Source organism: Ruegeria sp. BHSB056, from assembly GCF_059613305.1.
The window spans coordinates 35089-46710 of record NZ_JBXWSG010000022.1 but is presented as its reverse complement, the minus strand read 5'-3'; the positions used below and the strand labels follow the sequence as shown (position 1 = coordinate 46710).

Annotated in this window: 13 protein-coding genes and 1 tRNA gene; 9 read left to right on the top strand and 5 right to left on the bottom strand. The window is 58.6% G+C overall.

The features are described 5' to 3' along the window. On the top strand, positions 1-304 hold a 304-nt coding region (locus AC2FND_RS08120), incomplete at its 5' end, for a c-type cytochrome (RefSeq protein ID WP_496769025.1). On the opposite strand, the gene AC2FND_RS08115 is transcribed toward AC2FND_RS08120, so the two are convergent. Together AC2FND_RS08115 and AC2FND_RS08110 are read right to left on the bottom strand one after the other, a co-directional pair. Beyond that, positions 301-987, bottom strand: a complete 687-nt coding sequence (locus AC2FND_RS08115; RefSeq protein ID WP_480506231.1) for a hypothetical protein — start codon at positions 985-987, stop codon at positions 301-303. The genes AC2FND_RS08120 and AC2FND_RS08115 overlap by 4 nt on opposite strands. A 42-nt stretch (positions 988-1029) precedes the next feature. Then, positions 1030-1692: a DNA-3-methyladenine glycosylase I gene (locus tag AC2FND_RS08110; RefSeq protein WP_480506232.1), complete on the bottom strand. Its 663-nt coding sequence runs from the start codon at positions 1690-1692 to the stop codon at positions 1030-1032. Between the two features lie 418 nt (positions 1693-2110). Here AC2FND_RS08110 and AC2FND_RS08105 point away from each other — a divergent pair, with 418 nt between their 5' ends. The 5 genes from AC2FND_RS08105 (at position 2111) to AC2FND_RS08085 (ending at position 7548) form a co-directional block, all read left to right on the top strand. Beyond that, a complete protein-coding gene (locus AC2FND_RS08105) occupies positions 2111-3061 on the top strand; it encodes an ABC transporter substrate-binding protein (protein WP_209504562.1) in 951 nt (316 codons plus the stop codon). A 10-nt stretch (positions 3062-3071) separates the two neighbouring features. Next, positions 3072-4121, top strand: a complete 1050-nt coding sequence (locus AC2FND_RS08100) for a quaternary amine ABC transporter ATP-binding protein (protein ID WP_496769022.1) — start codon at positions 3072-3074, stop codon at positions 4119-4121. Next, positions 4118-6184 carry an ABC transporter permease gene (locus tag AC2FND_RS08095; protein WP_496769021.1) on the top strand — a complete coding sequence of 689 codons (2067 nt, stop codon included), beginning with the start codon at positions 4118-4120 and terminating at the stop codon, positions 6182-6184. The genes AC2FND_RS08100 and AC2FND_RS08095 overlap by 4 nt, the downstream gene beginning before the upstream one ends. 106 nt (positions 6185-6290) lie before the next feature. Beyond that, the gene (locus AC2FND_RS08090; RefSeq protein ID WP_496769019.1) at positions 6291-6956 is read left to right on the top strand and encodes an NnrU family protein; all 666 of its coding nucleotides are present in this window, start codon (positions 6291-6293) and stop codon (positions 6954-6956) included. A gap of 70 nt (positions 6957-7026) precedes the next feature. Then, positions 7027-7548, top strand: coding sequence for a DUF2478 domain-containing protein (locus tag AC2FND_RS08085; RefSeq protein ID WP_496769018.1), 522 nt, complete (start codon positions 7027-7029; stop codon positions 7546-7548). 81 nt (positions 7549-7629) lie between these two features. Here AC2FND_RS08085 and AC2FND_RS08080 read toward each other — a convergent pair whose 3' ends face one another. Both AC2FND_RS08080 and AC2FND_RS08075 read right to left on the bottom strand, forming a co-directional pair. After that, positions 7630-8304 (bottom strand): hypothetical protein, encoded by a 675-nt coding sequence (locus AC2FND_RS08080; RefSeq protein ID WP_496769016.1) that lies wholly within the window; start codon positions 8302-8304, stop codon positions 7630-7632. 200 nt (positions 8305-8504) lie between these two features. Beyond that, positions 8505-8588: transfer RNA gene (locus tag AC2FND_RS08075), tRNA-Tyr, on the bottom strand. A 116-nt stretch (positions 8589-8704) separates the two neighbouring features. Here AC2FND_RS08075 and rlmB point away from each other — a divergent pair. From rlmB to AC2FND_RS08060, 3 genes are all read left to right on the top strand, one after another. After that, on the top strand, positions 8705-9475 hold the full coding sequence (gene rlmB / locus AC2FND_RS08070; RefSeq protein WP_496769014.1) for a 23S rRNA (guanosine(2251)-2'-O)-methyltransferase RlmB: 771 nt from the start codon (positions 8705-8707) through the stop codon (positions 9473-9475). Positions 9476-9870: 395 nt separating this feature from the next. After that, positions 9871-10329 carry a YHS domain-containing (seleno)protein gene (locus AC2FND_RS08065; RefSeq protein WP_209504556.1) on the top strand — a complete coding sequence of 153 codons (459 nt, stop codon included), beginning with the start codon at positions 9871-9873 and terminating at the stop codon, positions 10327-10329. Positions 10330-10525: 196 nt separating this feature from the next. Then, positions 10526-10996 (top strand): CoA-binding protein, encoded by a 471-nt coding sequence (locus AC2FND_RS08060; protein ID WP_480919279.1) that lies wholly within the window; start codon positions 10526-10528, stop codon positions 10994-10996. On the opposite strand, the gene AC2FND_RS08055 is transcribed toward AC2FND_RS08060, so the two are convergent. Then, positions 10993-11565: a hypothetical protein gene (locus tag AC2FND_RS08055; RefSeq protein WP_496769012.1), complete on the bottom strand. Its 573-nt coding sequence runs from the start codon at positions 11563-11565 to the stop codon at positions 10993-10995. The two genes, AC2FND_RS08060 and AC2FND_RS08055, sit on opposite strands and share 4 nt — an antisense overlap. Positions 11566-11622 lie beyond the last annotated feature (57 nt).

Sequence of the window (11622 nt, the reverse complement as noted above, 5' to 3'; positions counted from 1 at the left end):
TGCGACCTGTCACGGGATTGACGCAACGGGGCAGGGGCCGATGGCCAGCGTGCTGGTTGTTCAGCCGTCCGATCTGACCGCATTGTCCGGCGAAAGCGGGGTGTTTCCGACCGCCCGCGTTGTTGCCCGCATCGACGGCAGGGACCCGCTGGTCAGCCATGGCAGCCCGATGCCGGTCTATGGCCCTTATTTCGACGGGCAGGACACATCCATGAAAACACCGGAAGGTCAGCCGATCCTGACCAGCCAGCCGATCGTTGATCTGGTGGCATATCTGGAAACCCTGCAGCGCGCCCGGAACTAACTGCAAATCCCCTCGATCCTGGCTTCGCTCCACGGGATCAGGACCGGGCGCTCGCGCCCCTGTTCCGGCAAGGGTGACAGATCAAAATGGGCACCCAGCATGTCATGCAGTCTTTTGGTGCGCTTGGCCTGAGGGGCCAGCGCGCGACAGCACACGTATTCCTCTACGATTGCGCCCTGCTGTTCGAACCCGTAGGTCAGAAAATCCGGAGAGGTTTCGAGGTCGAACAGATACGGATCCCTCCGGCCCCCATGTTCCGCCGCAGCGCGCAGGGGGTGGTAACCGGTGGTCCGGCGATTCTGCCATTGCCAGACATGCGTCAGCTCATGGGCCAAAAGCATCGCGGCCAGCAGGTTCATCTGATCCGGAAAGTCGGACATATAGTCCTCCAGATACCAGTCGCGGGTAAAATAGACTTTGTTGAACAGGGCCACGGCGGCAGGTTTGCCCGTCACCGGCCCGGGGTCCACCGGGGGCAGAATGCGCTCGCGGCAGGCCAGTCGCGGGCGTTCTTCGCGGAAATACGTCACGTTGGTAACCGGGGCACCTTCGACCAGACGGATGTGATCCAGATTCAGGGTTCCCCCCTGGATGGTCTCCGCAAAATCGCGCTCCTGCTCGGTCAACTCTCGACCGCAGGCGGCCAGCAACAAAAGAGAAGCAAAGAATAAACGCAGAACCATAAGTTGAATCTTATTCCGCTGCGGGTATTCCGCAAACCGTTTTCACAGACTCATGGCCAGAACCCGGCTGATTTCCGTTAATGATCGCCCGGACTGACCCATCCATGTATTAAAGGCGTTCTGAACCGCCTCCATCGCTTTCTTCGAGGTGGCAGGCTTGTCGATCACACCTTCGGCAATCAGGCGGGCGGTGACATCCTGGGACAGAATGAAACTGTCCCGCCCGGCAAACCGCATCGCGTATTGCGCCGAAGCGCCGCCCAGTCGGGCCCCGCGTTTGGCCAACATGGCCAGAAGATTGACGTAGTCATCAGATGGCCAGCCGCCCAGCACTTTACCCACGCCGCCTTCCTCGCGCAGCTCAAGCAGGAACGCAGCGTTATCCCGTACAGCCGCGATCTTGGTTCCATTCCTGACGATGCGCGTATCCTGCAACAGGGTGTCAAACTTCTCATCATCCATGAACGCGCATCGCCCCACGTCGAACCTGTCAAAGGCTGTTTCGAACCCGTCCCATTTGTTTTCGATGACTTTCCAGTTGAAACCGGCCTGAAAGATGCATTTCGTGATGACCGACAGCCAGCGGTCCTCAGGCATCGCTGCCAGTTCCGCGGGGGTTTTCGGTTTGCTCAGTTTTGCGTCCAGTGCTTCTGGACCGCCGTGGCGCGCGGCTGCGATTTCAAAGATTTCGTCAAACGTTCGCATCTGTCTAACCTTGATGTTGCCCGACATTGAATGTTTATCTTTTGTTCTTGTTTGGCAACGAAAAATCTGACCTCTCCCAGATTTGATGCAGTCCCCCGAATAATCGGATTCGCAGAAAAATGCGGATTTTTGAAAGAAGTTCTCGACAAAAGGTGGCAAAATGTTTTCTGATTGACTCGTCAGTCAACGTCCCGTCTTAGCGAAATGGAACAAGGGCAAGCCGGGTTGGATGCATAAAGAGAGCCGGGAGGGGGAAACAAACTGGCAGCAAGATCTTTTCCACAATTTGGAAACGGATCACTGTTCTTTTCCAGCCAAATTTGTGCATGCTGCGGCATGGCATTGTCATCAGACAGAAAGACCGGCGGGGAAAACCTTGCCGGGATGGGCAAAACAAATATGACAGGGAGTTAAGTCCATGAAAAAACTAAGTGTAAGCCTAATGGCTCTGAGCGTTGCAGGCGCAGCGCAGGCGGCGGATATGGGTGCCGTGGATGAACCGATCAAACTGGCGATCAACGAATGGACCGGCCAGCACGTGACCACGCATGTGGCGGGTGAGATGCTCAAGGCAGCCGGGTACAACGTCGAATATGTGACCGCGGGTATGATGAACCAGTTCCAGGCGCTGGCCGATGGCGACATCGACGCGACACTGGAAATCTGGTCTTCCAACGTTTCCGATGAATACGCCAAGAAAATCGGTGAAGGTACTGTGGTCGAAATCGGTGATCTGGGTCTGGATGCCAAGGAAGGCATCGCATACCCGGCGCATGTGGCCGATCTGTGCCCGGGCCTGCCCGCATGGGAAGCGCTGAAAGATTGCGCGCAGGTCTTTGCGACGGCGGAAACTCTGCCCGGTGGTCGTCTGGTCGACTACCCGGCCGATTGGGGTACTCCAGGCGCGGATCGCATGACCGGTCTGGAATTGCCGTTCAAAGCCGTACCAGCAGGGTCCGAAGGGGCGCTGATCGCGGAATTGCGCGCCTCGACCGAACGCAAATCGCCACTGCTGATAACCTTCTGGCAGCCGCATTGGGCGATGTCGGCCTACGACGTTCAATTCGTTGAACTGCCCGCCGGTGAAGAGGCGTGCTTTAGTGATCCGGCCTGGGGCCCGAATCCGAACGCTGTCAATGACTGCGACTTCTCGCCCTCGCGCATCTTCAAAGCTGGCTGGAGCGGAATGGAGGAGAAATGGCCAGCAGCCTTTGAAATCCTGACCAATTATCAGCTGGCGGTTGAAGACCAGCAGCCGATGATGGGCGCGATCGACGTTGACGGTGGAAAGGTCGAAGAAGTTGTCGCCGCATGGATGGCTGAAAACGAAGGCAAATGGCGTCCGGTTGTTGACGCGGCAACCCAGTGAGCCCGCGTAAGTGACGGACACGACCATGCCAGCCATCGCCTGCCGGAATCTCTGGCAGGTGTTTGGCCCCGGCGCTGACAAAGCCCTGACCGACGCGCTGTCTCGGTCAGGGAATGACGCCGACAAGGCTGCCGCCGCCCTTCGCGAACAGGGGCTGATCCCCGCTGTTCAGGATGCCAATTTTGAGGTTCAGGAGGGCGAGCTTTTTGTCATCATGGGCCTGTCGGGCTCGGGCAAATCCACGCTGATCCGCTGCATCTCGCAGCTGCTGCCCGGCACGGGCGGCGAGATTCGGGTGGACGGCGAAAACGTCATCGGAGCCTCAAAGAAGGCGCTGACAGAGTTGCGCCGCAAAAAACTGGGCATGGTGTTCCAGCATTTCGGCCTGTTCCCCCACATGACCGTTGCTGAAAACGTCGCATATCCTCTGCGCGTTCAGGGCGTGGGCAAAAAGGAACGGCTGGACCGCGCGCAGGAAGTGATCTCGCTGGTCGGTCTGGAAGGGCGCGAAGACAGCTTCCCGCGACAGCTTTCCGGCGGGCAGCGGCAGCGTGTGGGCATTGCCCGCAGTCTTGCCGTAAATCCCGATATCTGGTTTCTGGATGAACCGTTCTCGGCCCTCGACCCATTGATCCGCCGCCAGTTGCAGGATGAATTCCTGCGCATTCAGGCGACACTGAAGAAATCCATCGTCTTCATCACCCATGACATTCAAGAGGCGCTGAAGCTGGCCGACCGCATCGCCATCATGCGCGACGGCAAGATTGTTCAGATCGGAACGCCCACAGATATCGTGTTGCGCCCGGTGGATGATTACGTGCGCGAATTCTCGAAGGATGTCGCCAAAGGTCAGCACGCCAAGGTCGCCTCGGTCATGCGGAGCGAGGCGGAATATGGCCCGGATGATCCCGGCCTCACCACCTCGATGACGCTGGACGCAGCCCTTGCGCATTGCATGGAGCTGTATGAACCTGTGCCCGTACGGGATGAGGCAGGCAATGTCGTCGGCACGGTGCATCCGTCCGATCTGGCCGCAGCTCTTCAGGTGGACGAGACATGACCGCCATAACCGACCTTCCGGCACGGCGTGGTGCGCAGTTGACGGCAGGTGCGAAGGCCGCCCTGATAACGGTTGTCGTCGGTGCAGTTTGCCTTGCGCTCGAAGGTGTCGCCCCGTGGCTGGTCAAGTGGCCCGCCGCGTGGGAATTGCCTGCAACCCAATGGGTTGGCGCGTTTCTGGACTGGTTTCTGAACCTGATCAAACCGGCAATGCGGCTGTTTTCGGACCTGATGACCCACCCAATGAACTGGGCGAATTTCGTGCTGGGCAAAACGCCATGGCCCATCCTGATCGGGATCGTGACCGCACTGGGCTGGTATCTGGGCGGCTTGTCCATGGCCGCACTTGGCTTTCTGGGCCTCAGCTTTGTTTTGGCCTCGGGCTATTGGGCCGAAAGCATGAATACGCTGGCGCTTGTTGCCGTCTCTGTCCCTGTGGCGTTGGTCATTGGGGGCGGCATCGGCATCCTCGCCAACGAAGTGCCAAAGGTGAAAACCTTTGTACAGGCCGTGCTGGACATCATGCAGACGGTGCCGACCTTTGCCTATCTGACACCGCTGCTGCTGCTGTTTGGATTTGGTCCTGTTGTTGGTCTGATTGCTTCGGCCATCTATGCCGCACCGCCCATGGCGCGCAACGTGATGCTGGGGTTGGAACGGGTAGAGCCCGAGATCAAAGAGGCGGCCATCATGTCCGGCGGTACGCGGTTCCAGCAGCTATTCCAGGTCGAAATCCCTGCCGCCACCACTCAGATCATGGTCGGTGTGAACCAATGTCTGATGGCTGCTCTGTCGATGGTTATCATCGCCGCCGTCATCGGTGGGTTCAACGATATCGGCTGGGAGGTTCTGCTGACCATGCGCAAGGCGCAGTTTGGCGAATCGCTGATGGCGGGTCTGGTTATCGTGGTCTTTGCCGTTGTGATCGACCGGATGAGCGGTACTTTGGCGACCGAGCGTAAACGCTATGACAGCCGTGTTGTCTGGGCGATGCTGGGCTTTGCTGTTGTCTTCACGGCGGCCTTCTGGGCGTGGTTGCCAAACCCTGCGGAACTGACCCTGCTGGACCCGATGGCCGAAGCCGTGGACAGCGGCCTGACCGCATTCACGCAGGCCAACGGCCAGTGGCTGGACGCGCTCAAGAACAACTCGCTGTTCTATGTTCTGCTGCCGCTGCGGATCGGGTTGGATCAGGCGGTGCTGCCCTTCACATGGGGTTTCCAGTGGACGTCTAGCATGAGCTATGTTCTGTTCGCAGCCGGTGCCGGGATTGCGCTTTTGATGGCGTTGCGCGGGCAGCTGACTGGCGGGCTGGTTGTTATGATCCTGATCGGAATGCTGGAAACCGGTATCGCGAACCTGCCGTGGCCCTTTGTCCTGACCGGCGCTGCTGCGCTGGGGTGGGTCGCCGGGGGCTGGCGCTTGGCCGCGCTCTGCGTGGGGTTGCTCTGCACCATCCTCGTCTCAGGCCTGTGGGAAAGGGCGCTGCTGTCGCTTTATCTCAGCGGTGCAGCGGTGTTTACCTGCGCTTTGGCAGGTGTGCTGATCGGCCTTGCCAGCGCGGTATGGCAGCCTGTGTGGAACGTGGTTCGCCCGATCTGCGACATGTTGCAGACGATCCCCCTTTTCGTGTTCCTGATCCCGGTGCTGATGGTGTTCCAGATTGGCGAGTTCTCGGCCTTTCTGGCCATCTGTGCCTATGCGATTGTCCCGATGATCCGCTACACGCGGCACGGGCTGGTCAATACACCGGATGAGATGATGGAGGCCGCAATTTCAAGCGGTGCGACCGAGTGGCAGATCATGCGCGATGTGCGGGCACCTTATGCGGCCCCGACCATCCTGCTGGGGCTGAACCAGACCATCCTTTATGCCTTTGCCATGCTGGTCATCGCGGCACTGATCGGGACCACCGGTCTGGGCCAGTCGATCTATCTGGCGCTGGGCCAGGCGGATGTGGGGCTTGGTATTTCGGCCGGGGCCGCGATGGCGATTCTGGCACTGATTGCCGACCGCATCGTGCAGGGCTTTGCCGAAGAACGCCGCGCGGCGCTTGGGCTGTAATACAGCGCAGGGGCGGTGCGTCCGCCCCTGCGACCCAACTTGATTTCGGGCAAGGAAGTCGCTGTCCTCCCAGTCTAGACCGACCCCAACACGTTTGGAGAATATCATGACTGGTTGGGGCCTATTTCTTGCAGCACTCATCGTTTTCCTGCTCAGCCATGCAATTCCTGTACGGCCCACCGTGCGGGGATGGCTGATCGGCACACTCGGGCGCCGGGGGTATTTCTCGGCCTATTCACTTCTGTCTTTGGCCGTGCTGGCCTGGCTGATTGTCGCCGCTGCAAACGCCCCCTATGTCGAGGTCATCCCGCCGTTCGCAGTCTTGCGCTGGGTGCCAATACTGATCATGCCCGTGGTGTGCTGGCTGGCTGTGTCCGGGCTTGCGATCCAGAACCCGTTTTCTTTCGGTGGGATGGGCAAAAGGCCTTTTGACCCCGAACACCCCGGTATTCTGCGCTCCACTCGCCACCCGATCCTTGCTGCGCTGCTATTGTGGTCCTTGGCGCATCTTCTGGCCAATGGAAGCCTGTCACATGTGATCCTGTTCGGCCTGTTTGCCGGATTTTCTGTTATGGGCATGGCCCTGATCGACAGGCGAAAATCGCGTGAGATTGGCTTTGAATGGGTCCGGTTGTCGCGAAATACGGCGCGGTTCTCACTGCGCTTTCCGCGTCCATGGCCACGCCCTTGGATCTGGCTAACCGCACTGGCCGCTTATGCGGTTCTTCTTCACCTGCACGCACCTGTGATCGGTCTGTCGCCGCTGCCTTGACTGGGGGAGTGGTCGGGCAGCACCTTGCGTGCTATTTGAAACGTCACAATCGAATTACAAGAGGTCCAAGATGCATCTGGCCTATGTCACCACCACCGACCGCGGCGCGACGGATCGCCTGCTCAGCGCTGTTGCTGAACGTCTGCTGGCGTCTGGCGCGAAACTGGCCGGTGTCGTGCAAACGAACACGGAATGTACCGACAGCAGCAAATGCGACATGGATGTCCGCGTGTTGCCGGATGGGGAAACCATCCGTATCTCGCAATCGCTGGGCACGCAGTCGCGCGGCTGCCGTCTGGACCCCGCAGCGCTGGAACAGGCGGTTGGGTATGTGACCGCCTCGCTTGCGAACGCACCGGACCTGTTGATTATCAACAAATTCGGCAAGCATGAATCCGATGGGCGCGGTTTTCGCCCCGTAATCGGCGAAGCACTGGCGCTGGATATTCCGGTGCTGGTCGGCGTGAACGGGCTGAACGCCGAAAAGTTCAACACCTTCGCCGAAGGCGCAGCGGAAGCCCTCCCGGCGGATCTGGATGCAATCGAGGCGTGGTTCAACAAGGTCTCAGAACTGCGCCCAGCGGCGGAATAGAACCTTCGAAACAGTTGGTTAAGAGACAAAGAAACGGCGCTGACCAACAATCAGCGCCGCTATTATTAGTGTTGGGTTCAACTAGGTTGTCTTAAGCCTGCGGTACCCGAACAGGCCCAGAACGGCCCCGATCAAAAGCAGTCCGCTTGCCGGCAGGGGGACCGGTGCGACGACTAGATTGTCGACCCAAAACTCCCCACAATATTGCTGGCACCAAACGGTGTTGGCCCCGGATGTGACCTGATGCTTAATCGCGTTTGGCAAGCTCAGCGTAAGGGATAGTTGATCAATCGCTGTAAACCCTGGAGAAAATGCAAGCGTACTCCAGGGCGACACCCACTGAGTGGCTGAGACAGACTGCGTAGCCACAATACTGCCGCCCCGAATGCCTTGGAATACCAGTGTGACCGGTGGTGCTGTGCCTGCTGTCAGCCATGGCCCAAACGGATCTGCGGGGTTTGGATCGCTTCCCGTCATGAATACCCTGCTAAACCCACGTACATCGGCTGATTGAACGGAAAATCGCGTCCCGTTCTGCGCCTTGATCGTTGACGTGGTGATCCCGCTATCATCGTGCAGGGCGAGGTGATTGTCGTACAGATAGAGATAGCTGAAATCATAGAGGAAGCCCTGACTTTCCCCGAATTGACCTCCGGTGGCCGGATTGAACCCCAAGTTATTATGGTCGAAAGTAACGGTCAGCGCATTGGCCGCGCTCGCAAAGCACACGGCCAGAGCCGCAATAATCAGTTTCATAGCAATTTCCCCCAGTAAAGAAGGTCAGGCTACAGGGGAAAATATTTTTTTCAAGCTTGGTAAAAGGAACGGCTGGCGAACAAATCACCGGATATGAGTACCAACTTGAGTACCCGATGAGTACCGTGGTTGACCACGAGCCCGAAACGGGAAATCCCGCAGCGGAAGTTTTTCACCATGTTTTCTGATGTTTATGAGAGTGGTGGGCGACCCTGGAATCGAACCAGGCGTGCGTCTCCGCGAGGGAGTTACAGTCCCCTGCCACACCTTGCGGCCTGTCGCCCACTGTCAGGCGTTGCACCTGACGTGGAGGCGTGATTACTAGCGCACCAAAGGAGCGTCAACAGGAAAATTTCCCTTTGGCGCAGGAAACCGAATTCCCGGCCCGGAGGCCCGTAAAATGAAGAAACCCAAATGGGTCGTCGAAAAGGAACAGGCGCGCAAAGCAGCTGCTGCGGAAACAGTCTGGCTGTTTGGCCTGCACGCGGTTCGCGATGCGCTGATGAACCCTAAACGGCAAAAACTACGCCTGATGGTGACGCGGAATGCGTGTGACAAACTGGCGGAAGCTATTGAATTTGCGGGGATCGAGGCCGAGATGGTCGACCCGCGCAAGTTTTCTGCGCCCATCGATGCTGGATCCGTGCATCAGGGCGCAGCGCTGGAGGTCAAGCCGTTGGAATGGGGCAGTCTGGCCGATAACTGCATCGGTCGCGAAAACCCTCGCGTCATTCTGCTGGACCGGGTCACAGACCCGCACAATGTCGGGGCGATTCTGCGCTCGGCCGAAGTTCTGGGGGCCAGTGCGGTGATCGGCACACGCCACCACTCCGCACCCGAGACCGGAGCACTGGCAAAAACCGCCAGCGGCGCGCTTGAGCGGCAGCCTTATCTGCGGGTGCGCAACCTTGCGGACGCGATTGTCGAGCTTCAGAGCATGGGCTTTCTGGTCCTTGGGCTGGACGGAGAAGCCGATGTGACAATCGAAGGCGCGTTGGGCACTGGCGGGGACCGCCCCGTCGCGCTTGTGCTGGGTGCGGAAGGTCCGGGCTTGCGGCAGAAGACAAAGGAAACCGTGGATCAGTTGGTTAAAATTGACGCAGCCGGGGGATTTGGTTCGCTGAACGTCTCAAATGCCGCGGCAATCGCCTTATATGCATCGCGACCCTGAAAAAAGGAGAGCGTCATTCCCGGCCCTGCCAAAATCGCGACCTGCTGCTATTGCGGCACCCGGGCTGCCCTGATCCTGAAAGGCAAGGAACGGCACGAGCTTAGCTGCTCCAGCTGCGGAGCGCCGCTGCACAACCTGAAGATGCTGCCCGCTCGGAAAGTACTTAAACCCGAACCGGTGCGCGTAGCTGTGTCTCATGCCGCCCCGCGGAAAACAAAGCGCAAAAAGAGGAAGAAGACCATGCTGGCGCGCGTGTTCGACGAAGCCTGGGACGTGATCGAAGACATCTTTGACTAAGTTTCAACTGGCGGGCACGCGTTCACATCCTTGTCAACAGGGGTTTCGAAAAGCGCCAAAAGTTGCATTTTGATGGTCTTGAATGTGCAGATTCCCATATGACGATGCTGAACCGACGTACTCTTCTTTGCTCGCTGAGCACTGTGTTGCTTGCCCCTGCCGTATTAGCGCAGGACAACCCCGTGTATTACGCCACTGACGGTGTGGCGTTGGCGGGGTATGATCCTGTGTCCTTTTTTGACAGCGACGCGCCCTTAAAAGGGGTGCCCGAAAATGCGGTCATGTGGAAGGGTGCCCGGTGGCATTTCAAATCGCAAGCAAATCGTGAGCTCTTCGAAGGCAATCCGCGCGCTTTTGCGCCGCAGTTCGGTGGCTATTGCTCGTACGGGATGGCGATGGGCGTGCTGAAAAGCACGGATCCCAAAGCGTGGCAGGTGGTCGACGGGCGCCTTTATCTGACGCATTCGCCCGAGGTCGAGGAAATCTGGCAGCAGGATCGGGCAGGTTACATTGCGATGGCAGAGGAAAACTGGCCCGCAATTCTCTACGGAAAGTAGGCAACCTTCAGAAAATTGTGAAAAGTCATCACAAAAATACGCCCGCCCTCTTTTTTTTAATCAAGTCATGCTTAAATGTCACAGTGACCGCGGAACGGAACTGCCGCGGGTCATTTCACTGTCCCTCGTTCCAACAACTGGCGCCCAAGCATTCTTGGGCGCTTTTTTCTTTTTGGAACCCTGTTAAGGATAGGGCATGCCAGACTATTCCGATCAGTACCTCAAGGCCATTTTGCAACGCACCAAGACGGTGGCCGTTGTCGGTGTTTCCATGAACCCGGTGCGACCCAGCTATTACGTGGCGCGCTATTTGTCGCTGAAAGGCTTCAAGGTGATTCCCGTCAATCCGGGCCACGCGGGCAAAGACCTGTTTGGTCAGACGGTTCGCGGCAACCTGTCAGAGATCTCCGAGCCTGTGGACATGGTGGATATTTTCCGGCGGTCCGAGGCTGTGCCACCTATTGTGGACGAGGCGCTGGATGCGTTTCCGTCGCTTGGTACGATCTGGATGCAGATTGGCGTGGAACACCCTGAAGCGGCGGCAAAGGCCCAGGCCCGTGGCGTGGATGTGGTGATGAACCGCTGCCCCAAGATCGAATATCAGCGCCTGTTTGGCGAATTGCGCATGGGCGGATTTTCGACCGGGATCATTTCGTCCAAGCTTTAGGGTTTGGCGGGGACGTAAGGTTTCAGCCGCGCCACCTGTTCCTTCCGCCGCTTTTCCAGCACCACGTCGCGCGGGACCCAGTTATAACGGGTATCCTCGACCAGCGGAGACCAGAACAACACGCCGCCATAACGCCACGGGTCCAGTACGACGCCATCATACAGCGTCGCGCCTTTACGGCTGATGATTGCGGTGCTGTGGTCGATCCGCGTCGGGTTGTCCGCGTTTGCTATGGCACGGTGCAGCTCCAGCGTCCGGAAGTTTTCCTGTTTCAGCCGCCGTTCGATATCCTCGGCCCAGTGCCAGCACAGCCCACGCGGGCGCAGGCCTTTGTTGACCTTCATGTTATGGATCAGGGGCGGGTCCGTGATCTGGTATTCCTCGACCAGCTGAGCGGTATAGGCGTAGGCAATTCCCGCCGCGCGTCGGGCCTCCTCAGGGTCGATATCCGGGCCAAGGCCCTGAATCTCCGTGGCGAGCCGCTGTACCTCATCCCCGGTCGAGCGCGGCGGCGCGGCGCAGCCAGCGACGATGGCAAAGGTTGCCACAAGCATCAAAATTCGGATCATATCGCGCCTTCGCCCTGACAGTCTGGCATCCGAGTATAACGGCCCAGGAGCCAGTGC